We start from the raw sequence: 24766 nt of genomic DNA on the forward strand, positions 1-24766 counted from the left end.
TCCAGATCAAAAATCAGTTATAATTGCCTGCATCTTAGGCGTCAGCCCGCCAACGTCTATCAAAACTTAAGCAAAACCAAAGAGCTGCGCTGATAAAAATTTTACCGTTTGATAAAAAAATAAACTGTGCCAAAGTGAACGTGTTATAGACCACGGAGCCGCCATGAATTCGCCTTTCACAAATGGAATTGCCGCGCAGCGTCTTGATGCAGATGCGTTGACGGAAAACTTCTCTGATTTGCACGCCCCACTGGATGGGCATGAGGCCGCAGTCGCAGCTGATCGTTGTTATTTCTGCCATGATGCGCCTTGCACCACGGCTTGCCCGACAGATATCGACATTCCGCTGTTCATTCGCCAAATCGCAACGGGCACGCCGGATGCCGCTGCAAAAACCATCTTCGATATGAACATTCTCGGCGGCATGTGCGCACGTGTTTGCCCAACCGAAGATCTGTGCGAACAAGCCTGCGTGCGAGAAATAGCAGAGGGCAAACCGGTTGAGATTGGCCGTTTGCAACGGTTTGCCACCGATACAGTGATGGCAAAAGGCGTGATGCCGTTTGTGCGTGCTGACGCCACGGGTAAGAAAGTGGCGGTTGTCGGAGCGGGGCCAGCAGGACTTTCCTGCGCGCACCGCCTCGCAATGTTGGGCCATGGCGTGACCGTTTACGACGCGATGCAAAAGGCAGGCGGGCTGAATGAATTTGGCATCGCCGCGTATAAATCCACAGATGACTTTGCAGCTCGTGAAGTCGATTGGCTTTGTTCCATCGGCGGCATCGAGATCAAGACCGGAATGACATTGGGTACAGACCTCAACATCGACGGCCTTGCGAAAGATTTCGACGCGGTGTTCTTGTCTGTCGGCTTAGGTGGCGTCAATGCGCTTTCCATTTATGGGGACGACAAAAACGGCGTTGACGATGCTGTGTCGTTCATTCGCGACCTGCGCCAAACAAGTGATCTGGCAGCCCTCCCCGTTGGCCGCAATGTTGTGGTGATTGGTGGCGGCATGACGGCGGTGGACGCTGCTGTACAGTCCAAGCTCCTCGGTGCGCAAAATGTGACGATTGCTTATCGTCGCGACCGCGATGCAATGTCCGCTAGCCGATATGAGCAGGATCTGGCGTCATCTTTTGGGGTTAACTTGATGTTTAATGCACAGCCCAAAGCGATCCACGGGAACGGCGCAGTTGCCGAGATTGAACTGGAATACACCAGCAGCGAGAACGGCAAGCTTTCCGGCACAGGTGAGACCGTTCGCCTGCCCGCCGACCAAGTGTTTAGCGCGATTGGGCAAACTCTTACGACTGACTGTGGACTTAAGTTAGAGGGCCGCAAGATCGCTGTGACTGATACTGGTCGCACCAGCCGCGATGGTGTTTGGGCTGGTGGCGACTGTGCCTCTGGCGGCGATGACTTGACAGTGACCGCCGTTGCCGAAGGGCGCGACGCGGCGACGGATATTCATGAAACACTGATGGGGAGCAAATAGTATGGCCGACCTGACAACAGATTTCCTTGGGATCAAATCCCCTAATCCGTTTTGGTTGGCCTCCGCGCCACCAACAGACAAAGAATACAACGTCCGCCGGGCATTCGAAGCAGGCTGGGGCGGCGTCGTTTGGAAGACACTTGGGTCCGAAGGGCCGCCTGTGGTGAACGTAAATGGCCCACGCTACGGTGTGATTTACGGTGCGGATCGCCGCGTTTTGGGTATCAACAATATCGAATTGATCACCGACCGCGACTTGTTCACGAACCTCGAAGAAATCAAACGCGTGAAAGCTGATTATCCTGATCGCGCGATTATCGTATCCTTAATGGTGCCTTGTGAAGAGGATGCGTGGAAAGCGATCCTTCCGCTCGTCGAAGACACTGGTGCGGACGGGATTGAGCTGAACTTTGGCTGCCCCCACGGAATGGCAGAGCGCGGCATGGGTAGCGCCGTTGGGCAGGTGCCGGAATACATCGAAATGGTCACGCGCTGGTGCAAGCAATACTACAGCAAGCCTGTGATCGTGAAGCTGACCCCCAACATCACAGACATTCGTAAACCCGCAGCTGCGGCGATGCGCGGTGGCGCGGACGCGGTTTCATTGATCAACACGATCAATTCGATCACGTCCGTGAACCTTGATACGATGTCACCTGAGCCTAGCATCGATGGCAAAGGCACCCACGGTGGCTACTGCGGTCCAGCGGTGAAACCCATTGCCATGTCGATGGTCAGCGAAATTGCCCGCGACCCTGTGACAAGCGAATTGCCAATTTCTGGCATCGGCGGTGTCACAACGTGGCGCGACGCGGCAGAGTATATCACGCTTGGGTGCGGCAACGTGCAGGTCTGTACCGCCGCGATGACCTACGGCTTTAAGATCGTTCAGGAAATGATTTCCGGTCTGTCCCAATGGATGGACGAAAAAGGCCACACCAGTATTCAGGATTTCAAAGGCGCAGCCGTTCCGAACACAACAGATTGGCAGTACCTGAACCTGAACTACGTGGCCAAGGCCGTTATTAACCAAGACGACTGTATTTCATGTGGGCGCTGCTATGCCGCTTGCGAGGACACATCACACCAAGCCATAGCCATGTCCGAGGATCGCACGTTTTCCGTGATCGACGAGGAATGCGTTGCCTGCAATCTGTGCGTCGACGTTTGCCCCGTCGAAAACTGCATCACGATGGTCGCGCTGGAGCCTGGAACGACCGACCCGCGCACTGGAAAAGTTGTTCAAAAAGAGTACGCGAACTGGACAACCCACCCCAACAACCCGTCAGCAACCGCTGCGGAATAGACGAGTTTCCCCCTGAGAACTGGCCGGTGTTTTGACACCGGCCTTTTTTATGATGTTGGTGCCAACATCCGACGAAGCATCATTTCAAGATGGTGCTCAGCCCCGTCAAAAGGATCAACCTCACCTAAGATTGCACGGACTTGCACATCGAAATCTGCATAGTGTTGTGTCTGCGCCCAAATCGAAAAAATCAAGTGGTAGGGATCAACTGAGTTGATCCGACCGGACGCGATCCAACCATTGATGATTTCTGCGATTTCATCGACGAGTTCACGCAACTCACCGCGTATAACGTCGCGAATACGCGGCGCACCTTGGATAATTTCATTCGCAAACAGGCGGCTTTCGCGTGGAAAGTTCTGGCTCATGGTTAGTTTGCGTTTCGCATACCCCAATAGTTCTTCAACAGGGTCTCCGTCTGGATCAATTTTGCGCAAGGGTTCCAGCCAGTTTTCGAGCAACTTAGCGAGCAGCGCAGAATAAATCGCATCTTTTGATGGGAAATAATAAAGCAGGTTTGGCTTCGATAAGCCTGCCTCATCCGCCACCTGATCCAACGTTGATCCGCGAAAGCCAAACTGTGAAAACACAACTAAGCCAGCAGCTAGAATCGCCGACTGGTTTTTCTTCTGAATACGTGTGTCTGACTTTTGGGCAGCTTTGGGCATTTGGTAACTTTTCACTCAGGCTAAAATTTGGGCATGACGCCCATGCATCCGGTATGGTGTACCTGCTTGCTGTCAATTGGTTAAGCAAAATCCTTGACTGGTGTTGGACCTCTGCTAGCCTACCTTTGACCAGTTGGTCAAAAAAATATTTTGAACGTCGGGGGATATGCCATGCCAGCGGATACGCCAGCTATGGGTGAAAATCTGAAAATCAACGGCGCCCGTCTTTGGGACAGCCTGATGGAGATGGCCAAGATTGGCCCCGGCGTTGCAGGTGGTAACAACCGCCAAACACTGACGGATGAAGACAGCGAAGGGCGCCACCTTTTCCAGAAATGGTGCGAAGACGCTGGAATGAGCATGGGTGTCGATGAGATCGGCAATATGTTTGCCCGTCGCGAAGGCACCGATCTTGACGCCCTACCCGTTTACGTGGGTTCGCATTTGGACACACAGCCAACGGGCGGAAAATACGACGGCGTTTTGGGCGTGCTGGGTGGTCTCGAAGTCATCCGCACGATGAATGACCTCGACATCAAGACCAAGCACCCGATTGTGGTGACGAACTGGACCAACGAAGAAGGCACGCGCTATGCGCCGGCAATGCTGGCGTCTGGTGTTTTTGCAGGCAAACACACGCTTGAGTGGGCCAACGACCGCGTGGATGCCGATGGCAAAAAGTTCGGAGACGAGCTGGAGCGCATTGGTTGGAAAGGTCCTGAGAAAGTCGGTGATCGCAAAATGCACGCCATGTTTGAGCTACACATCGAACAAGGCCCGATTTTGGAAGCTGAGGGCAAAGACATTGGTGTCGTAACCCACGGCCAAGGACTGCGTTGGATCGAATGCACTGTGACGGGCAAGGAAAGCCACACGGGGTCTACGCCAATGCACATGCGCAAGAACGCAGGGCGTGGCCTGGCACTGGTGACCGAACTGGTGCATGAAATTGCCATGGCGAACCAACCCAATGCAGTCGGTGCGATTGGTCACATAAACGTCTACCCGAACTCGCGCAACGTGATCCCCGGTAAGGTCGTGTTCACGGTCGATATGCGGACCCACTTGCTGGATAAACTGAATGCAATGGTGGCTGAGTTCAATGAACGCGCACCTAAGCTCTGCGAAGAAATTGGGGTTGAGTTTAGCTGTGAGATCGTCGGCCAATTTGACCCGCCCGCCTTTGATGAAGGTTGCGTTGGCGCAGTTCGCAATGCGGCTGAACGACTGGGCTATTCACATATGGATATCATTTCTGGCGCGGGCCATGATGCCTGCTGGATCAATGATTTATACCCAACTGCGATGATTATGTGCCCATGTGTGGATGGGCTATCGCATCACGAAGCGGAAGAAATTTCACCAGAATGGGCGACGGCCGGAACTGATGTGCTGATGCACGCTGTACTGGAAACGGCACAGATAGTTTCTTAGCGTTGAATTGGGGGCCAGCCCCCAAGCCCCCGAGGTTTATTGAACAAAAGAAGATGAGGGAAACCCGATGTCTAAAGTGATCAAGAACGGAACAATCGTTACCCATGATCTGACCAATAAGGCAGATGTGATGATTGAGGACGGTTCGATTGTTGAGATCGGGCCGAACCTGAAAGGTGACGAGGAGCTCGACGCGACGGGGTGCTACGTGATGCCCGGCGGGATCGACCCCCATGTGCATTTGGAAATGCCGTTCATGGGCACCTATTCGACCGATGACTTCGAGTCAGGCACCCGCGCGGGGCTGGCGGGTGGCACAACGATGGTTGTGGATTTCTGTCTACCCAACCAAGGCGAAAGCCTGATGGATGCGATCAAGCGTTGGGACAATAAATCGACCCGCGCCAATTGCGACTATTCCTTCCACATGGCCGTGACATGGTGGGGCGAGCAAGTATTCAACGACATGAAGACCGTCATCGAAGAACGCGGCATCAACACGTTCAAGCACTTCCTCGCCTACAAAGGCGCGCTGATGGTCAATGACGACGAGTTGTTTTCAAGCTTCAACCGTCTGGCCGAACTCGGCGGCATCGCCATGGTCCACGCCGAGAACGGCGATGTGGTGGCCGAGCTTAGCGCGAAACTATTGGCAGAGGGCAACACCGGCCCCGAAGCGCACGCCTATTCCCGCCCGCCACAGGTTGAGGGCGAGGCGACAAACCGCGCGATTATGATCGCGGATATGGCGGGCGTTCCATTGTATGTTGTGCATACATCTTGTGAGGAATCCCACGAAGCGATCCGCCGAGCGCGCCAGCAAGGGAAACGCGTTTGGGGTGAGCCGTTGATCCAGCACCTAACGCTGGACGAGTCTGAATACTTTAACAAAGATTGGGACCACGCCGCACGGCGCGTCATGTCACCACCTTTCAGAAATAAACAGCATCAAGACAGCCTTTGGGCGGGTCTACAATCAGGGTCGTTGTCCGTTGTAGCAACAGACCACTGTGCGTTCTCAACGGAACAAAAACGGTTTGGCGTGGGAGACTTTACGAAGATCCCCAACGGCACCGGCGGGTTGGAAGACCGGATGCCGATGTTGTGGACGCAGGGCGTGGCCACCGGCCGCCTAACAATGAACGAGTTCGTCGCGGTAACATCCACCAACATCGCCAAGATCCTGAACTGCTACCCTAAGAAGGGCGCGGTTCTGGTCGGCGCGGATGCGGACTTGGTCGTTTGGGATCCTGAAAAGGAAAAGACCATTCAGGCCAGCAACCAACAATCCGCGATTGATTACAACGTGTTCGAAGGAAAGCACGTAAAAGGCCTGCCACGCTTTACACTCACACGCGGGCATGTCGCCGTTCATGACGGTGAAATCCGTACGCAAGAAGGCCACGGAAAATTTGTGAAACGCGAGGGCAATGGTGTGACAAACAAGGCGCTGTCGTCATGGAAAGACCTCACCGCACCGCGTCCTGTGCAACGCAGTGGTATTCCGGCGTCGGGGGTTTAATGAAACGACTGTTGGCAATGATTGCGGTTAGCGCGTTACCTTTAGTCGCCAATGCGCAGGCGCTTGGTAATCAGGCAGGGTGCGAGCGTGCGGCGGGACTCGAGGAATCTACAGACAACCTATTCGTTCTTTGGCCCAACCGGATTGAACGTTGGGAAAGCAGCTGCAAGATCGAAAGCGTCGAAGGTGATATCAACGTGCGATCGATCATTACCACGCAGTGCAGCGGCGAAGGGGATACGTGGAAACAGGTCTACGGCATGACGCCCTTAGGTGAGGATGCCTTTTCAATTTGGCCAGTAGAAAGCCCCGAAATGATATTTGAATTGCGGTCCTGCGAATGAGTTCTAATCCAGTGATTACCGCCCGTAACCTCGATCTGACGTTCGAAACGAACGATGGGCCTGTTCATGCGCTTAAGGACGTGACCCTCGACATCAATAAGGGCGATTTCGTCAGTTTTATCGGACCGTCTGGCTGCGGCAAGACAACCTTTCTTCGCTGTATCGCCGGATTGGAAACGCCGACGGCGGGCGACATTTCGGTCAATGGAATGACACCAGACGAAGCGCGGCGCGCGCGTGCCTATGGTTATGTGTTTCAGGCAGCGGGCCTATATCCGTGGCGCACTATCGGCGGCAATATCCGCCTTCCGCTTGAGATCATGGGCTTTGACAAGGCTGAACAGGCGGAACGCGTTGGCCGAGTGTTGGAGCTGGTCGACCTTACAGGGTTCGATAGAAAATTCCCGTGGCAACTGTCTGGTGGCATGCAGCAACGCGCCAGCATCGCCCGCGCCTTGGCGTTTGATGCTGATATTTTGCTGATGGATGAACCGTTTGGCGCATTGGATGAAATCGTGCGCGACCACCTGAATGAACAGCTTTTGCAGCTCTGGGCGCGGACGGAAAAGACCATTGGTTTTGTCACCCACTCGATCCCAGAGGCCGTTTACCTCAGCACGAAGATCGTCGTGATGTCCCCACGACCCGGGCGGATCAGCGACGTGATCGACAGCCCCCTTCCACGAGAGCGCCCGTTGGATATTCGCGACACGCCCGAGTTTATCGAAATCGCGCATCGTGTCCGTGACGGGCTACGCGCAGGGCATTTGGATGAGTAAAGTATGAGCATCAAGGGCATCATTCCAGCGCTGACGGTTGTGGGGTTCATCCTCCTGATCTGGACGGTTGCTGTGGTGCCAATGAATGCGCATCTGACCGCGGATCAGGCGCAGCGCGACGGGCTTGCCATGTCGCCCGAAGCACCGCGGGATCGGCAGGAGTATGCGGGCCTTACCCTCGCGATGAAGAATCCTGCAATCATTCCGCTGGCCTATACGTTAGAACGCCCGCGTTTGCCGTCACCGCATCAAGTTGCGTCTGAGCTTTACACTACTATCTTCACGAAGGCCCCGACGTCGCGGCGGTCATTGGTGTATCATGCATGGGTTACACTTTCAGCGACGCTGCTGGGCTTTGTCATTGGGACGACGCTTGGAATCTTGTTGGCGGTTGGGATTGTTTACAACCGCACGATGGATAAATCGGTGATGCCTTGGGCGATCACGTCCCAGACCATCCCGATCTTGGCGCTCGCACCGATGATCATCGTGATGCTTGGCGCCATCGGTATTCAGGGGCTTTTGCCGAAGTCCATCATCTCGGCCTACCTTAGCTTTTTCCCTGTCGTGGTGGGCATGGTCAAAGGGCTGCGCAGCCCTGACGGGATGCAGCTGGACCTGCTGCGGACCTATAGCGCGAGTTCAAGCCAAGGGTTCTGGAAGCTGCGGTTGCCCGCCTCGATGCCCTATCTGTTTACCTCGTTGAAGATCGGGATTTCAGCTGCGCTTGTCGGGGCGATTGTGGGCGAGCTGCCGACAGGTGCCCGCGCTGGGTTTGGGGCGCGGATGCTTGTTGGGGATCAATACGGCCAGCCGATTGTGACTTGGGCCGCCCTGTTTGGCGCTGCGATCACCGCCGCCCTTCTTGTGGCGATCCTGAGCCTCATTGAAAAGCGCACGTTGCGGCGCATGGGCATGGGGGCGGTTTGATGGTGTATCTTATTGCACTGGCGATCTGGGCTGCGGGTTGGTTCATCAACTCAAAACTCGCTAATGGGCCGCACTCAGACACCCGCGCGATTAGCTTGCTGATCCCGATCATTTTCGGTGTCACGATAATCGCGATGTGGGAAGTTCTGGTCACAATGCTGGATGTCAGCGCGGTTATCCTGCCGCCACCGTCCATGATTGCAGCACGGTTTGTCACCTCACTCCCGATGCTTTGGGCGGATTTTGAACAAACCATTCTGAAGGGCGCTCTGACTGGTTATATTGCGGGAATGGTCGCGGCGTTTGGCGTCGCTCTCCTCGCGGACCGCAGTGATTTCCTGACAAAAGGCATCCTGCCCGTTGGCGCATTCATGGCCGCGCTGCCCATCGTTGGCACGGCTCCGATATTCGTCAAATGGCTGGGCAGCGACTGGGAATCTAAAGCCGCTGTGGTTGCGGTGATGGTGTTCTTCCCGATCCTTGTGAACATGGTTGCGGGGCTGAAAGACACCAGCGCCATGCAGCGCGATTTAATGCGGACCTATGGCGCGGGCTATTGGCCGACGTTGTTAAAGCTTCGCCTGCCCGCCGCCCTACCCTTCATTTTCAACGGACTTAAAATCGCGACAACACTTGCCCTCATCGGCGCCATTGTCGCTGAGTTTTTCGGCTCTCCGACGGTTGGTATGGGCTTTCGGATATCAACGTCCGTCGGCCAACTTGCGCTGGATATGGTCTGGGCTGAAATTGTGGTCGCCGCCCTTGCTGGGTCCGCATTCTATGGCGCCATGGCATTTTTCGAAAAACGGGTAACCTTCTGGCACCCGTCACAACGATAAGACCCTGATCAATCGGGGCATTCCTGAAACTGACTTAGGAGGTCAACATGAAGACGACATTCACAACGGCAGCTTTGGCTGCATTAATTGGTTCCACCGCGCTGGCGGACGACGATGTGACGCTGCAATTACAGTGGGTCACCCAAGCGCAATTCGCGGGCTACTACGTGGCGCTTGAAAAAGGGTTCTACGATGAAGAAGGTCTGAACGTAACGATCCTTCCTGGTGGTCCTGACATTGCGCCGCCACAGGTTCTAGCGGGTGGTGGTGCCGACATCATGTTGAACTGGATGCCATCTGCACTGGCTGCCCGTGAAAAGGGTCTGCCAGTGGTGAACATCGCGCAGCCTTTCACTTCCTCCGGCCTGATGCTGACATGCTGGAAAGACACAGGGATTGAGTCCGTCGAAGACTTCCGCGGTAAGACCATCGGCGTTTGGTTCTTCGGCAACGAATACCCGTTCCTCAGCTGGATGAGCCAAGTCGGCATCGGCACTGAAGGCGGCGAAGACGGTGTGACGGTTCTGAAACAGGGCTTTAACGTTGACCCGCTACTGAACCGCGAGGCCGACTGTATTTCGACAATGACCTACAACGAATACGGTCAGGTTCTGGATGCCGGCGTGAACCCTGATGAGCTGGTGACGTTCAAGTACGAAGACCAAGGTGTTGCGACCCTAGAGGACGGCATCTACGCGCTGGAAGAGAACCTTGATGATCCAGAGTTCGTGGACAAAATGGTTCGCTTCGTACGCGCGTCCATGGCTGGATGGCGCTACGCCGAGGAAAACGTCGATGAGGCGGCTGCGATCATCATCGAATACGATGAAACAGGTGCACAATCCGAAGCAGCGCAGGCCCGCATGATGGGCGAAATCGCCAAGCTGACCGCAGGCAGCACCGGTGCCTTGGACGTCGAAGCCTATGAGCGCACAGTTGCGACTTTGCTGGCTGGCGGGTCTGATCCTGTTATCTCAATGGCGCCGGAAGGTGCTTATACAACAGTGATTACTGACCAAGCTGTCGAGTAATTCGTTAATGTGAGACGACAAAGCCCGCCTGTAGAAATGCAGGCGGGCTTTTTGTTGCGCCAATCAACGGGTCAAACCGAAAGGTTGCTGCCATCAAGGGTGGTATCAAAGGCGGATTTTGGCAGCAGGTTGAACCCGGAACCTGTGCTGAGTGCGGATTGTACCCGGTCACATCGAAAGACCCGCGGCGCTTCCCTCAGATGGTCGATCGCGACCACATACCAAACCGGATAATTCAGCAGCAGAAAATGGGGCTCGATCACGCGCTGGGAAACCTCGCGGTCTTCGCGTTGATAGCTAATTTCAATCGTTTGTTGGTCGATGAAGGCTTGGTGCACCGCTTGCACTACGCGTTTGGGCGGGGCGTTCATACTGGTCTGCACGTAGGTTGATGCGGTGTCACCAATCAGAATGCGCGACTTCAATCGTTCGACTTTGCTGCGTTTTTCCGGCGAAAAAGACGCCACCAGTTGACGACGGACGGACCCGAGGTTCGCAAGGAACATGGGCGAGTTCATCTGCTCGGCGACCTCGATACTTATCAGCAGATCAACGGCTTCGGGGTAGCTGAGATTTAGCCGCCCAACGCCCCAATTGCGATCAAGACGCACGCCACCGCCACGGCCACGATCTGCATCAATTGGCAGCCCTTGCTCGCGCATTAGTGACAGGTCGCGGGTGATTGTACGTTCGCTTACGCCGTGTTGCCGCGCGAGGTTCTGAACGGTGCAATGCTCATTCTGCTTAAGCTGCGCAGCGAGCAACTCCAGCCTTCGCAGTCGACCGTTTGAGTCCGTACGTCCCATAAAACAAATAGGACGTAAAATGTCTTATTTGTCAATTATACCCCACAGACACACTACTGAATTCTAAAGGTACGAGAATGAAAATGAATTACTTCGTCGTTGGTACAAACAACATGAAAGCGGCCACTGCGTTTTATGACGGGCTTTTCGATGGGCTTGGGGTGAACAAGATGGTCGCGTCTGAACGCATGACTTACTGGCTTGCCGATGACTTCGCGTTCGCGGTCGCTCTTCCGTTTGATGAGAAACCTGCAACCAATGGCAACGGCACTATGGTTGGGTTTAATGTCGGGTCCCCTGATGCGGTGGACCGGGTACACCAGTTGGCGCTCGACCTCGGGGCCGCCGACGAGGGCGCACCCTGCCCAAAGGGCCCAAAATACTCCGGATATGTGCGTGACTTAGATGGAAATAAGATTTGCCTGTCGGACTAAATCACCGGGCCCTTTTACAAACAATAAGGCCGGAACAATTTGCTCCGGCCTTATTGGCTTTTTGAATAGCTAGATATCTTAAGCCTTGCCCTTCCAAGGGACCAGTCGACGTTCGGCCATACGCATCAACATATCGATACCAAAGCCGACAACGCCGATGATAATCACACCCATCAAGATAATGTCTGTGCTTTGGAACTTGGACGCAGTGGTGATCATCTTACCGATGCCTTCCTCAGCAGCGACCAATTCAGCGGCCACAACAGTACCCCAACATACACCCATCGCAACACGCGCACCGGTGAATATTTCCGGCAAGCTGTTCGGGATGATGACATGCCGCAGGATTTGCCACTTGGACGCGCCAAGCGAGTACGCGGCATGTACTTTAGTGATACGCACACCGGACACGCCCGAACGCGCAGCGATTGCCATGATCCACAATGCAGCGAGGTACAGCAGGAAAATCTTACCAACTTCGCCAATACCGAACCAAATGATCACAAGCGGGATCAATGCAAGTGGTGGCACAGGGCGCATGAATTCCACGATCGGATCGAACCAACCACGGAACCAATTGGACAGACCCATTGCGTAGCCCAATGGGATACCGATTGCTGCGCCTAGCAAGAAACCCACGATCACGCGGAACAATGAAAACCCGAGGTGTACGGTCAGATAGACGTTCTGATAGCCGTACTTCGCGATTTCAATAAAGCTACCCCACACGACTTCCGGTGCTGGTAGATATAGCGGCTGCATCTGCCAACCTTGGTCTGGGTTGATATTGATTGTGCCGCGATCCGTGATCGCTACACGCGCAAAATCGAGATCAAACGCTGGTGGCTGGGATGTAAGGTTGCCCGCATCGTCGCGATCATTGGCGTCAAATTCGACTGGGTTGTCGTTGATCGCCACGATGCGCGCACCGTTGTCTCGGCGGTTAACGTCATCATTGCGATCCCATGCTACGATTTCACTGCGGTAAACCGTGATGTTAACACTGTCATTCTTTGCAAAACCGTCGCCAGCCTCAACCTGAGCATCTTCACCTTCCACGCCTGCCGCGAGAACGTTGACGAAGATTTCAGCCTGATCCTGGTTTCCTTCAGCATCTTCAACTGTGTAAGTGAAACTTGCTTCACCGGTGTAGGGCCCTGGCAAATGCAGAAAGGATGGCAACAATTTCGACCCTGTGAAGGCGCCCCAGATGATGAAGATAAAGATAATCGAGACAATGGATGCCGCCAGCATGGAACGCACAGCGCTTTCATCACCAAACGTCACAGTCTTCAAAGACGTGTAGTCCTGTGTAGGTGTGAAGAACGATTTGATCGCGCCCCGTGCAAACATGCTGGCAAGAATTATAATGGTATAAAGTGCAATCGCCGGAATAGCGCTTGCCGCGGAAGAAAACACATTGACTGTTTCCGTCCATAATTCAGAACCGAGCGTACTGAACTGATAAGAGAAAACCTCCCAACCGGATGCGACCTCGCAGCCCGCCGAGGGGGTGAAGTTTTCGCCGATGACCTGACCCTCAGGTACAGGTGTTGCTTTGAGTTCTGTGACCGTTTCGCCTAGGCGTTCGCGAGTACAGACGAGATTGACAGTTCCAGCCATGATTATTCTCCCCCCTCTGTTCGGCCCATGATTTCCTCTTCCATGTCCCAAATCATCGTGAGGATTTCTTCACGGGTCGGGCCATAGTCGGGGTGCTCTTTGACTTCGCGCAAATCCTGCGTGACGCCCATCTCTGCAAATGGCAGGCGATATTCTTTGTGGATGCGGCCAGGGCGTGGAGCCATGACCAATACACGTTCGCCCAACAGCAGGGCTTCATCAATGGAGTGGGTGATCAGGATGATCGTCTTGCCCGTCTCTTTCCAGAGTTTCAGTACAAGGCTTTGCATCTTTTCACGGGTCAGCGCGTCAAGCGCGCCGAGCGGTTCGTCCATCAAAATAACGTCTGGGTCATTTGCAAGGCAACGGGCCAATGCCACACGCTGCTGCATGCCGCCGGACAATTCATAGACCATCTTTTCTTTGAAATCTTGCAGACCAACGATGTCGAGCAAATGATCGACGTTGCCCATATAGTCGGCCTTTTTCTTGCGGGCCATGCGCGGGCCAAAACTCACGTTGGCGCGCACCGACATCCATTCAAAGAGTGCGCCTTGTTGGAACACCATTCCCCGTTCTTTATCTGGGCCCAAAACAACATGATCGTTGATCCGCGTTTCGCCGCCAGTCGGCGCAAGGAAACCGGCCACGATGTTGAGGAGTGTTGTTTTCCCGCACCCCGATGGGCCAAGAACACTCATCAGCTCGCCTGGTTTGAGGTCAAGTGTAACGTCTTGAAGTGCTTGGACATGGCTGCCGTTGGGCAAATCAAATCGCATTGAGATATTGTCGATGACCAATCCGGACATTGGGCCCCCGCTTTCGGTATTAAGAATGATGGGTGAGTAGAACCGTGAAACGTGACAAGGGCCGCTCAACAGCGGCCCTTGTCATAAGCCAATTACATTGCGCTGTCAGACAGCGGACCTGTATTGATGTTACCTTCGTAGCTGTCCAGAGCGCCGTCGATAGCACCGGATTCAACGAACACATCTGCAACGCCTTTTAGGAAGGACGGAGCCGCTGCACCGAGCCATGCATCGCCAAGCTGTTCTTCAACAGATGGGAAGACAAAAGTCGCGAGCGTGGACGCTGTCGCTTCTTCATCCATACCAGCATCTTGCGCGATGATTGGAAGCATTTCGGCGGTATTGTCGCCGGAGTTCCACATTGCATTTGCTTCTGCAGTCACAGCGAGGAACTTGGAAACAGTTTCACCGTTTTCAGCAACCCAAGCGGTAGGAGCGGAGGTTACATCAAACACGAGAATGCCGAGTTCAGTCTTCTCGTCACCTGTCAGCAAGGTGTTACCGTGCTCAAGGGCACGACGCAGGGAACCGCCCCAGCCACACATCATGTCGACAGCGCCTTGTGCAATTGCAGCAGCGCCATCCGGCGGTGACATGTCAACGATTTCCAAAGACGTCAGGTCAACACCGAAGTGGTCCATCTGACGCAAGAAACCGTAGTGAGCTGCGGTACCGAGCGGAACAGCAACTCTGGAGCCAGCCAGATCGCCCGCGGAAGATGCGTCGATTTCAAGGTCGGAACGTACGACGCAGTTGTCGTTGTCAGCGTAAGACACAGCAACGTCGAGCATCTGAAGGTCTTGACCCGCGGATGCTGCAACTACGAACGGTGGAACACCTTGGGATACAGACATCTGAACATCGCCGGATGCCATAGCTGCGGACATGGCTGTACCAGTGTCGAAGGACACCCAGTTGATCTCCATGCCGAGCGCCTCTTCGTAAGTGCCCTGAACTTTTGCGTATTGGAATGGCATTGGCCATTCAAGGAAGTAGCCGACGGTGATTGCGTGACCGTCGGCCATAGCTGTTGAGCCGGTCAGAGCAGCTACTGCACTAAGAAAGATCGCGCCAGTTGTTTTCTTGAACATTGGGATTCCCCTGTTGGTTGGAGTGCTACCCGATTTGAATTGGGTAACTTTATTGTTGCGCCTCACCACGTGAGACTTGCTTTTCGCGTGATCAGCCTAGGAAGCGAATGGACTTCACGTCAAATGGTTTTTCGAAATTGGCCCTACGGCAACCTATTTGTTGGCCCTATCAGAGACTTCATGCGCAAGTACTGTGATTCCGAAAGGAATGGAGGTCGCAATTTCCTTAATGAATCGCAATTTCAAGGCGATGACCACGTTTTAGGCCGCCAAAAAAAAATTTTCTGCCAACCGCGATTGTGCCATCGATGAATGGTGCTTTTTTTAATTCACAGCCCCCAAAGCGCGAGAATCAACCTTAATTCGGATGAAATATCCGCGAATTGGGGCGTGACGGAACTACCCCAAGTTCGCGAATTGCGCTTTCAAGAGCGCTTCATCGTACTCATCGTCTGCAGTGCTGTCATAAACAACTCCACCACCCACATTGAGCTGCACAGTCCCGTCGGCACGGTACATCAACGTGCGGATCGCAACGCTGAATTCCATCGCGCCGTCTGGCGCAATCCAGCCGATGGACCCACAGTAAGCGCCACGCGCTTGTGTCTCGACTTCTGAGATAATCTCCATCGCGCGCACTTTGGGTGCACCCGTAATAGACCCACATGGGAACAGCGCCATGAACAGATCCTTCATGTTGGTCCCGTCAATCACCTTGGATGTGATCGTTGACGTCATCTGATGCAGGGTCGCGAAACGCTCAACCGCGAACAGTTCCGGTACCTTCACGCTGCCAATTTCGGACACACGCGACATGTCGTTGCGCAGTAAATCCACGATCATCAGGTTTTCAGCGCGGTTCTTTTCGGAGGCGTGCAAACCATCGCGCAGCGCATCGTCTTCGGCGGGTGTTTTCCCACGTGGCGACGTGCCCTTCATCGGTTTCGTTTTCAGCTCACCCGTTGAGGACAGCGAAAAGAACAACTCGGGTGATCGCGACAGCAACGCGACGCCATCCAGATCCACCAACGCACCATGCGGCACCGTTTGGCGCTGCGTTAAGCCTGCATATAGCGCGTTAGATGAGGTGGCTGAACGCGTGGTGATCGGGAAGGTCAGGTTCACCTGATAGATGTCGCCCGCACCGATGTAATCATGCACAACGCCAAAGGCTTGCGCATACTGCTGCGCGCTCCACTGCGGCGTTAGGTGATTCAGTTTGGCAGGTGTTTCGTTTTCCATAGCGGTCAACGGCTGCGGTTCGTCGAAAACACCAAAATGGATCAGCGGGACCTCACGGTCTTGCGGCAATAATTTTTCGAGTTTGTGCGACGTCAGATAGCCGAACTCATAAGACACATATCCAGCCAACCATTTGCCATCCGCCTGCGCCTTTTGCATCGCCGCAAATGCTGCGTCGACCTCGGCAGGGGTGTCCGCGCGAATGATATCACTTGGCTGCGAAAATTCCGCTCCATTCCCGTTTGGCCCTTTGTCAAAGACCACTCTTGACGGTCGATCCTGTGTCAAAAGTCAGCTGCGATCCGCATTTCGCGCAGGGGGCGCACAACATCAATCGCGTCCTGATAGATTGGGTGGGATTTGTAGGCCTGAAGTGCCGCATCATCGACAAATTCAGCGTAGACAACAACATCGATCTCGCCGGAAAGGGCATCCACTTGGCTGTTCTGAACAACCTCAAAAACGGACGAGTGAGGAATGTCTGCCAGCATGGAAAGTCCGTCAACGATACGCGCAACGTCTGTTTTGTCCTTGGCACTAAAAAGGACAACGTGGCGAATGAATGATCTGTCTGGCATGGCGAAACCTGTTCTCAAAGGGCATCAGTGGTTGGCGCACATGTGGCTTAGATGGATCGTGGTTTCAAGGTGTGACCGTGTGATTCCATATAGCAGTCAATGAAAGTCCCGACTTGGGAACAAACGCTTTGCCTGATCGCGGGGATGCATCGCACGAGGCTGCGGTTTGCACGTGCGCGGCGTGTCATCGGCTTGCGGCTGTGTTTCACCAATCGCGTCATCCATCGGGTGGCCAAGTTCGCTTAGGCAATGGGACATGTCTTCAATGTGCTGTGCGATCAAATGAACGACAATCCCTTCACGCTGCAAAAAGCCGTGCACGCGCAACAACCGCCCGCCCATCACTGTGCGTCGGTATTGCTCATAAACCTTGGGCCACACGATCACGTTGGACACGCCAGTTTCATCCTCTAGCGTTAGAAAGACGACACCGGACGCGGTTCCAGGGCGCTGGCGGGTGATGACCAGTCCACAAACCGAGATACGTTTAAGTGGCGCGTTGACCAACTCTGCATGTGGGGTGATTTCACCCATCGAAGGGCGCAACAGTTCCATCGGGTGGGCGCGCAACGACATCCGGATAGAAACGTAGTCCTCAACGACCTCTTCCCCCAAATTCATTGTCGGCAGGGTCACCACGGGTTCAACGATCCCCTCCCCTTCAATTGAGTTATCAAACAAAGGCAACGGGTTCGCGCCCTTGATCGCCTTCACATGCCAAAGCGCATCACGGCGGTTCAGGCCCGTATCACAAAACGCATCCGCCTCGGCCAGCTTTTCAAGGGTTGCGGGCGCAATGCCGGCCTGCAGCCATATTCCTTCAGGGTCAGAATACCCGTTCCCGCGCGCCGCAACGATCCAATCCGCGTCTTCCTCTCTGAACCCTTTGATCTGGCGAAACCCAAGCCGCAGCGCCAAGGCCCCGTCCATCCGGCGTTCCAGCGTGTTGTCCCACGTGCTGTGATTCACGCTGATCGGGCGCACCTCGACCTGATGTTCACGGGCATCGCGCACGATCTGCGCAGGAGCATAGAACCCCATCGGCTGGGAGTTCAGCAACGCACAGGCAAAGACCGCAGGGTGATGGCATTTCAGCCAGGCAGACACATAAGCCAACATCGCAAAGGCCGCGGCATGGCTTTCGGGGAACCCGTATTCGGCAAACCCTTCGATTTGGCTGAAACACCGCTCTGCCACGTCTACACCGTAGCCATTGGCGAGCATCCCGTTGATGAACTTATCCCTAAACGTTCCGATGGTGCCCATCCGGCGAAACGACGCCAGTGATCGGCGCAGATGATCGGCCTCTTCCGGCGTAAACCCTGCCCCCACCACAGCAATCTGCATCGCCTGCTCTTGGAACAAGGGCACCCCAAGCGTCTTTCGCGTGACCTCCGACAACGCACTGCCAAAGGGTTCCGGTTTTTCGCGCCCTTGGCGGCGATTGATATAAGGGTGCACCATGCCGCCCTGAATGGGGCCAGGGCGCACGATGGCCACTTCGATCACCAGATCATAAAACTCACGCGGCTTCATACGCGGCAGGAAATTCATCTGCGCACGGCTTTCGACCTGAAACACACCAACCGCATCCGCGACACACAGCATGTCATAGGTGGCTGTGTCGGCTTGTGGAACTTTTGCAATCGACAGCGTTTGTTTCTCATGCAGCTGCAGCAAATCAAACGATTTCCGGATACAGCTCAGCATCCCGAGCCCAAGGACATCGACCTTGAGAATACCCAGCGTGTCGATGTCATCCTTGTCCCATTCAATGACAGTTCGATCCTCCATCGCGGCGTTGGAAATCGGACACAACTCATCAAGCCGCCCCTTGGTGATGACAAAGCCACCAACATGCTGGGACAAATGGCGCGGAAATCCGATGACCTCCCCAATCAGGCGGATGGTTTGGGCAAGACGGCGATCAGTTGGATCAAGGCCAAGCTCACGGATGCGGTCAGGGTCCGCACCCCCGTTTGACAGCCCCCAAATCTGGCTCGACAGACCGGCCGTGACATCCTGACTAAGCCCCATCACCTTGCCCACCTCGCGGATCGCTGCGCGAGATCGGAAATGGATCACGGTTGCGCACAGCCCAGCGCGATGGCGGCCGTATTTCTCGTAGATATGCTGGATAACTTCTTCGCGGCGCTCATGCTCAAAATCCACGTCGATGTCAGGCGGTTCGCCACGGAACTCAGACACGAAACGTTCGACCACCATCGTGATGGTTTCAGGGCTGACGTCGGTGATGCCCAGCAAATAGCACAGAATGGAATTCGCCGCCGACCCGCGCCCTTGGCACAGGATGCCTTGGGACCGTGCAAACTGAACAATGTCATAGACGGTCAGGAAATAGGCCGGAAATTCCAGCTTATCGACCAGCGCCAATTCCTTTTTCATCTGCGCATGGGCCTTTTCCGTGGCCCCGTTCGGGTAGCGCCGCTTCATCCCCTCAGCCGCAAGACGTGTAAGGCGTTCTTGTGGGGACTCCGCCTCAGAAATCTCATCGGGGTATTCGTAGGACAGCTCGCTCAGACAGAACGTGCAACGCGCGGCAATTTCCATTGAACGGCGGATCGCGGCGGGATGGTTACGAAACAGACGGGCCATGTCGCTGTGCCCTTTAAGGCGCCGCTCCGCGTTGGGAAGAGCGCGTGTGCCAATCTGATCAATCGTGATGTGTTCACGCATGCAGGTCAGCACATCGACCAACTGGTGGCGGCTACCGCGGTGCATCAAGACATCCCCCACGGCGACCATCGGGGCCGCGACTTTGCGGGCTTGATAGGCGCAGGCGTCAAAATACGCCTGATCGCTGCCGTCATATCGCGGGGCGGCCCCTAGGAACACATAGCTTGGGTAACGTTGTTGGATGGCTTGAATATGCTGCGCCCCTGCCCTGACATTCACTTGCGGTAGGGCGATCAAGATCATGCCTTTACCGTTTTCCAGCAGGTCACGTTGCTGCAGGTGGCAGTCGCCTTTTTCGGCGCGGCGTTTGCCCAGCGTCAACAACCGACTGAGGCGGGCATAGGCCGCGCGGTCACAGGGCAAGGCGATCCACTCGACAGGGCTATCCGTAAGGACCAAACGACAGCCGACAATCAACTGCGGCACGCTCGCGCCCTCAGCCTCGCGCTTCAGCTCTTTCAACGCGCTATAGGCCCGCACGACCCCCGCCAGTGAGTTGCGGTCCGTAATGGCAACCGCCGCCAGCCCAAGTTCGGCGGCCCGCGCGAGCAATTCTTCGGGATGCGACGCCCCCGTTAAAAAGGTAAAGTTCGTGGTGACACAGAGTTCCGCATACTTCACGGGAACTGCCCCTGCACAAACCAGCCTGGGTTTTGTGGCGTGTAAAACAGCCACAACCGCCGCCCCTGTTTGGTTTCCACCTTCCAATAATCCCGCACGCCTGAACGCCAGTTTTCATCAGACAACCACCATTCCGGCGCGATCCGTTCTGGGCCAGTGGCGCGTTCCACCCGAAAGGACATGCGCCGCCAGCGCAGATGGCGAGGCGGCACAGGGCCTGTTCCGACAATCGGTTCTGGCGGGAAAAGCTGGATCGGGCGTTCGCGCAGGGCCACCCATGACCCCGATGGTTCAGAAAACGCGGCAGGCGCGATGACGTGGCTGCGTTCGGGAATATGGCTGTCCGCGGGCAAAAAGCGTTGCACGTTTTCCAGCCCGATCCGGTTGCCAATCCGCGAGATCAGGTCATCCAACTTATTATCATTTCGCGCCTGTGAATGGGTCAGTTGCTGAACGGGCAGCGGCTCCACGGAGGTTGCCACAAGGCGCAATTGATCAATCCCAAACCCCGCATCAATCGCACCGACACCACGTTCAAACAGGGGCAAAATGCGCAACGGGTCGCGCAGCGGGCGGGCAAGGCGCACCTCAACCTCTTGGTTTTCTTTGTCGACGCGGCGCAAAATCAGCGACAGCACCCGCGCGCCCATTTCTTGGACCTTTAACTTATCGCAGAGCTTTTCAAGCAAACGGCCCGTACCGGCCATAACATCTGCTTCCAGCCCAATCGGGTCGGGCAAGGTCAGCCGCACCTGATACCTTGGCGGGTCCGGCAAGGGTGAGACCTCTTCGGCTTGCTCCCCCGTCGCCTGATCCAATCGCAACAAAACCTCGGCGCCAAATCTGCGGGCAACTGTGGCGCGGGGCAGCGCCACCAGTTCAGCGATGGTACGCACGCCAAGCCGTTGCAAACCAACGCTGCTTTTTTCATCCAGACGCAATGCGGCCACGGGCAGCGGGCCAATAGCATCAAGCAGTTGATCCTGCGCCGCGATCCCTTCCCCGTAATGGGCCAGCGCCCACGCTGCCCCGCGCGTATCTGCGATACCGCTGCGCACCGACAGGCCCGCACGTTTCAGGCGCAGATGGATGTCATGCAGCAGGCTAGGCTCTCCTCCAAACAAATGTGTGGACCCTGTGACGTCCATGACCAAACCGTCCGCACCATCCAGCCCGACCCACGGGCAATACCGTTTCGCCCAACGCGCCAAGGTGTGCAAAAATTTCTGATCCCCCACAGGGTCCGCCGGATGGCTTTGCAGATCACGGCAAAAGGCCCGCGCATCCGAAAACCCCATGCCAACCTGCAACCCCTGCTGCGTTGCCTGCTGGTTCAGGCAGTAAACCCGTTCGGTGTTGCTGTGTCGTCGGGTCAGCGCAAAGGGGCCATCAACGGGACGCGCCCTGAGGAACCGGTCGCTCGCCAGCCTCGGAAACCACAATGATACGACGCGTCTCGGCATTCCAGCGCACAGTCCAAGCTGTTAATGTTCCTGATTTGTTCTTAATAATTTCCCAACGCTGAAGAGTCGAGTCCGCAGCATCAAAGATAGGCTCGCAACGCCAACGGGTTTGCGCGGCATTGCTGCCCATCCCGTCCGGTAGAATGCATAGCCCCGTCGATTTCCCCGTTTCAGCCGCCAGCTGCAAACGCCGCCCAGCGGTCAGACCGATTGGCTTGGTGAGTTCAATAACCGTCACCCCAACCGCCCCCGAACGCAGAGATTCCTCGGCCGTTGCCAGAACCTCGGTTTGGTCTTTACCCTTCGCAAGCAAAAGGCGATGCGGATCAACGTACTGGCCAAACCCGACGGGGTTTATTTGATCAGACAACCATGCCTCCCTTATCCACAAAACAGACGCTTGCTGCTGCCCTGCCAGCGCAAATGCAAAGCTAAACGCACTCGGGCCGCAGGCCTCATGCACGCGCTTGGATTGCAGTGGGAAATATGTCGACAGGTCGGAATCCATAGCACACATTATCAAACTCGCCGCCGATTTCTAGGAACTTATCCCACCCAAGGGCGCGCTTGTTTGATGGCGAGATACCCGTCGCGGTCAATTTTGAATTCCACGTCCATCGCGAAATTCTCATCCGTGGAGCGGCCATAAAGAAACTGAAAATGCGTCTGGATTTTCTTGAGTTGCAACGCGAGCTCCATCAGGTCTTTGAGTTCGATCACGGTTTCATCCGCCGCGACGAGGCTTGAGCGGCGGATGTAAACTGTTTCATAGGGCTGCGGTTTGGCCGGGTCGATGTTTTGCAGCAACAGGACCTCTTCGGCGGTTTGCGCGCCGTCGGGGTTGGTCACCATGTCCTCGACAACTTGAGCGTTGATGAAATACCCCTCAAACGTTGGGAAATAGAAATTACGAGTCAGAGCAACGCCGTTCACCCGTTCATCGTCGAAGTTCGGATGCACCAACACCCCCATCGCTGCGGTTAGATGATCGATGCGGTAAAACTCGCGTTCGTTATAGGCCCGTAGGTTCCAAAGGCTGGCCCAGACCTGTTTGAACGATTTCTCGATATGACCTTCGTCAAGACGGTGCGTGTAACTGTCGTACAGCCCTGCCCCCGTGAAGCCGACTAAGTCCTCGTTGTTGGCGCCGGATCGGCAGCGCGGCGTCGTGCCCTCAGGAAATGCACGGTGCATTGCATCAAGTTTATCGCGCATTGGCGTGGTCATTGGGGTGGCTTTGATGTCTTTGCGAAACGCCTTCAACAGGTCTTTTCGCTGCACGTCATCTTGAAACGCGGGATCGTTCATCATGGATTGCGCCGCGTCGTAAAGCCCGTTCGCAACCATAAAGTCGTGGTAAAAAGAGAACGGAACCGCGAAGCCATTGGGCACATATTTCGGGTCAATCGCGCGGCGCAGTTCCGCGAGGTTGGTTGCTTTGGCACCATACGCATCCGCCCGCGTCCATGCCACATCATCCAATGCCACGATATCGCGAGGTCCTAGATTTCTGGGTGGGGTTTGGGGGCTGTCAGGGCGGCGGGATTCGAGCGTGGCAAGCATCTCGGCCGTTGTTACGAATGTCCAACGGGGGATATCCTGACTTCGGCAAGACGTCGCCACACTACGAAAAAGGCCCCCGCAGTGATGCGAGGGCCTGTGTTGGATTGAGTATTGCCGCGACTTAGTCTTCGTGTGGAAGCACCAAGTTCAAGACCACAGCCATCAAAGCAGTTGGAGCAACAGCGGATGTTGCCAGAACCTTCAGCGTACCTGGCAAGTATTGAACTGCCGTTGGCACAAGGTTCAGACCCAGACCAAAGGCGAGCGAGACTGCGATGATAACCATGTTGCGGCGGCTCATCTGAACCTCTGACAACATGTTCAGACCTGCAGAAGCAACCATACCGAACATCACGATCACACCGCCGCCAAGAACTGGCAGTGGCATCGACGCAATAACAGCACCGATCTTTGGCATCAGGCCACAAACGATCAGGATGATACCGCCAATCGTCACAACGTGACGCGACATGATCCCAGTCATACCCACGATACCAACGTTCTGGCTGAAGGATGTGTTTGGCAGGCCACCGAACACGCCGGCTACCGCAGTACCAAGACCGTCAGCGTAAGTCGCGCCGGCGATCTCTTCGTCCGTTGCATCACGTCCAGCACCTGCTTTGGCTGTCGCGGATGCGTCGCCAACGGTTTCGATCGCGGACACGATGGACACGATGGTCACCGCAATGACCGCGCCAAGGTTGAATTCAAACCCATATGGCAACGGCTTGATTGGAGTAATCCAAGAAGCACCGGATACAGCACCGAAGTTGACCATACCCAGCGCGTAGGCCAATGCGTAACCCGCCAGAAGGCCGATCAGGATTGCAGCATTAGACAGCGCGCCTTTGGTGAAGAACTTAAGGATCAAAGACACAACGATAACTGTCAAAGCAACAGACCAGTGCATCAATGACCCAAAGCTTTCAGCTTCCATCTGGAAGGACGCCGCACCGCCAGCTGCATACTTAATCGCCACTGGAATGAGATACAGACCAATCGCCAAAATCACGAGGCCAGTGACAAGCGGCGGGAACAAGAAGCGAATGTTCTTGATTACTGCACCAAGCAAAAAGTGGATCACACCACCGATGATACATGCGGTCAAAGCAACGCTAAGACCCATAGTCGCTGCGATGCCTGCTAGAACGCCAACAAACGCAAAGGACGTTCCCTGCATGATTGGCAAGCGCGCACCGATCGGGCCGATTCCGACAGTTTGAAACAGCGTTGCGATACCCGCAAACAACATTGCCATTTGGATCAGGTAGATTTGTTCCGGCCCGCCAAACGCAAGGCCCGCAGCCCCAGCAACGATAATGGATGGCGTCACGTTTGAGGCGAACATCGCCAGCACGTGTTGAAAGCCTAGCGGTACCGCCTGCGCCAGCGGCGGCGTCACATTTGGATCTGAATAAGCAGTATCTGTCATTGTTATTGTCCCTTTATTTTTCCCTAGAGTTAGTTTTGACCCGTCTTGCGCGGGCT

Annotated in this window: 22 protein-coding genes; 10 read left to right on the plus strand and 12 right to left on the minus strand. The window is 55.2% G+C overall.

What is annotated here, in order from left to right; all coding sequences use genetic code 11:
- Positions 1 to 163 precede the first annotated feature (163 nt).
- Together OCA8868_RS09345 and preA are read left to right on the plus strand one after the other, a co-directional pair.
- Positions 164 to 1498 carry an NAD(P)-dependent oxidoreductase gene (locus OCA8868_RS09345; protein WP_093996326.1) on the plus strand — a complete coding sequence of 445 codons (1335 nt, stop codon included), beginning with the start codon at positions 164 to 166 and terminating at the stop codon, positions 1496 to 1498.
- Between the two features lies 1 nt (position 1499).
- Complete coding sequence (preA, locus tag OCA8868_RS09350) at positions 1500 to 2804, plus strand: NAD-dependent dihydropyrimidine dehydrogenase subunit PreA (protein WP_093996327.1); 1305 nt, start codon at positions 1500 to 1502, stop codon at positions 2802 to 2804.
- Between the two features lie 47 nt (positions 2805 to 2851).
- Here preA and OCA8868_RS09355 read toward each other — a convergent pair whose 3' ends face one another.
- Positions 2852 to 3472: a TetR family transcriptional regulator C-terminal domain-containing protein gene (locus OCA8868_RS09355; RefSeq protein ID WP_093996328.1), complete on the minus strand. Its 621-nt coding sequence runs from the start codon at positions 3470 to 3472 to the stop codon at positions 2852 to 2854.
- Positions 3473 to 3643: 171 nt separating this feature from the next.
- On the opposite strand from OCA8868_RS09355, the gene OCA8868_RS09360 reads away from it, so the two are divergent.
- The 7 genes from OCA8868_RS09360 (at position 3644) to OCA8868_RS09390 (ending at position 10351) form a co-directional block, all read left to right on the plus strand.
- On the plus strand, positions 3644 to 4906 hold the full coding sequence (locus OCA8868_RS09360; RefSeq protein ID WP_179214828.1) for a Zn-dependent hydrolase: 1263 nt from the start codon (positions 3644 to 3646) through the stop codon (positions 4904 to 4906).
- A 67-nt stretch (positions 4907 to 4973) separates the two neighbouring features.
- Positions 4974 to 6428 carry a dihydropyrimidinase gene (gene hydA, locus OCA8868_RS09365; protein WP_093996329.1) on the plus strand — a complete coding sequence of 485 codons (1455 nt, stop codon included), beginning with the start codon at positions 4974 to 4976 and terminating at the stop codon, positions 6426 to 6428.
- Positions 6428 to 6772: a hypothetical protein gene (locus OCA8868_RS09370; RefSeq protein ID WP_093996330.1), complete on the plus strand. Its 345-nt coding sequence runs from the start codon at positions 6428 to 6430 to the stop codon at positions 6770 to 6772. The genes hydA and OCA8868_RS09370 overlap by 1 nt, the downstream gene beginning before the upstream one ends.
- Positions 6769 to 7551, plus strand: coding sequence for an ABC transporter ATP-binding protein (locus OCA8868_RS09375; RefSeq protein WP_093996331.1), 783 nt, complete (start codon positions 6769 to 6771; stop codon positions 7549 to 7551). Before OCA8868_RS09370 ends, OCA8868_RS09375 begins: the two co-directional genes overlap by 4 nt.
- A 3-nt stretch (positions 7552 to 7554) precedes the next feature.
- A complete protein-coding gene (locus OCA8868_RS09380; protein WP_179214829.1) occupies positions 7555 to 8481 on the plus strand; it encodes an ABC transporter permease in 927 nt (308 codons plus the stop codon).
- The gene (locus tag OCA8868_RS09385) at positions 8481 to 9320 is read left to right on the plus strand and encodes an ABC transporter permease (RefSeq protein WP_093996332.1); all 840 of its coding nucleotides are present in this window, start codon (positions 8481 to 8483) and stop codon (positions 9318 to 9320) included. Before OCA8868_RS09380 ends, OCA8868_RS09385 begins: the two co-directional genes overlap by 1 nt.
- A gap of 47 nt (positions 9321 to 9367) precedes the next feature.
- Complete coding sequence (locus tag OCA8868_RS09390; RefSeq protein ID WP_093996333.1) at positions 9368 to 10351, plus strand: ABC transporter substrate-binding protein; 984 nt, start codon at positions 9368 to 9370, stop codon at positions 10349 to 10351.
- Between the two features lie 71 nt (positions 10352 to 10422).
- Here the strand turns inward: OCA8868_RS09390 and OCA8868_RS09395 are convergent, their stop codons facing one another.
- Positions 10423 to 11157: a helix-turn-helix transcriptional regulator gene (locus tag OCA8868_RS09395; protein WP_179214830.1), complete on the minus strand. Its 735-nt coding sequence runs from the start codon at positions 11155 to 11157 to the stop codon at positions 10423 to 10425.
- Positions 11158 to 11234: 77 nt separating this feature from the next.
- Here OCA8868_RS09395 and OCA8868_RS09400 point away from each other — a divergent pair, with 77 nt between their 5' ends.
- The gene (locus OCA8868_RS09400; RefSeq protein ID WP_093996334.1) at positions 11235 to 11591 is read left to right on the plus strand and encodes a VOC family protein; all 357 of its coding nucleotides are present in this window, start codon (positions 11235 to 11237) and stop codon (positions 11589 to 11591) included.
- 78 nt (positions 11592 to 11669) lie between these two features.
- On the opposite strand, the gene OCA8868_RS09405 is transcribed toward OCA8868_RS09400, so the two are convergent.
- The 10 genes from OCA8868_RS09405 to OCA8868_RS09450 form a co-directional block, all read right to left on the minus strand.
- Entirely contained in the window at positions 11670 to 12944 is a 1275-nt protein-coding gene (locus tag OCA8868_RS09405; protein ID WP_245848202.1) for an ABC transporter permease, read from the minus strand.
- Positions 12945 to 13216: 272 nt separating this feature from the next.
- Positions 13217 to 14023, minus strand: coding sequence for an ABC transporter ATP-binding protein (locus tag OCA8868_RS09410; RefSeq protein WP_093996336.1), 807 nt, complete (start codon positions 14021 to 14023; stop codon positions 13217 to 13219).
- A gap of 92 nt (positions 14024 to 14115) precedes the next feature.
- Positions 14116 to 15114 (minus strand): taurine ABC transporter substrate-binding protein, encoded by a 999-nt coding sequence (locus OCA8868_RS09415; protein WP_093996337.1) that lies wholly within the window; start codon positions 15112 to 15114, stop codon positions 14116 to 14118.
- A gap of 399 nt (positions 15115 to 15513) precedes the next feature.
- Positions 15514 to 16620, minus strand: a complete 1107-nt coding sequence (locus OCA8868_RS09420; RefSeq protein WP_245848156.1) for an aminodeoxychorismate synthase component I — start codon at positions 16618 to 16620, stop codon at positions 15514 to 15516.
- A 20-nt stretch (positions 16621 to 16640) separates the two neighbouring features.
- Complete coding sequence (locus OCA8868_RS09425; protein WP_093996339.1) at positions 16641 to 16934, minus strand: Dabb family protein; 294 nt, start codon at positions 16932 to 16934, stop codon at positions 16641 to 16643.
- Between the two features lie 96 nt (positions 16935 to 17030).
- Positions 17031 to 20252, minus strand: coding sequence for an error-prone DNA polymerase (locus OCA8868_RS09430; RefSeq protein ID WP_093996340.1), 3222 nt, complete (start codon positions 20250 to 20252; stop codon positions 17031 to 17033).
- Positions 20249 to 21715: a Y-family DNA polymerase gene (locus tag OCA8868_RS09435; RefSeq protein ID WP_093996341.1), complete on the minus strand. Its 1467-nt coding sequence runs from the start codon at positions 21713 to 21715 to the stop codon at positions 20249 to 20251. The genes OCA8868_RS09430 and OCA8868_RS09435 overlap by 4 nt, the downstream gene beginning before the upstream one ends.
- Positions 21642 to 22223 carry an ImuA family protein gene (locus tag OCA8868_RS09440; protein ID WP_093996342.1) on the minus strand — a complete coding sequence of 194 codons (582 nt, stop codon included), beginning with the start codon at positions 22221 to 22223 and terminating at the stop codon, positions 21642 to 21644. Before OCA8868_RS09440 ends, OCA8868_RS09435 begins: the two co-directional genes overlap by 74 nt.
- A 38-nt stretch (positions 22224 to 22261) precedes the next feature.
- Positions 22262 to 23203 carry a PEP/pyruvate-binding domain-containing protein gene (locus tag OCA8868_RS09445; RefSeq protein ID WP_179214831.1) on the minus strand — a complete coding sequence of 314 codons (942 nt, stop codon included), beginning with the start codon at positions 23201 to 23203 and terminating at the stop codon, positions 22262 to 22264.
- 196 nt (positions 23204 to 23399) lie between these two features.
- Positions 23400 to 24710, minus strand: coding sequence for a uracil-xanthine permease family protein (locus tag OCA8868_RS09450; protein ID WP_093996344.1), 1311 nt, complete (start codon positions 24708 to 24710; stop codon positions 23400 to 23402).
- Positions 24711 to 24766: the final 56 nt, after the last annotated feature.

This window comes from Octadecabacter ascidiaceicola (assembly GCF_900185015.1).
GTDB classification, from domain to species: Bacteria; Pseudomonadota; Alphaproteobacteria; order Rhodobacterales; family Rhodobacteraceae; genus Octadecabacter; species Octadecabacter ascidiaceicola.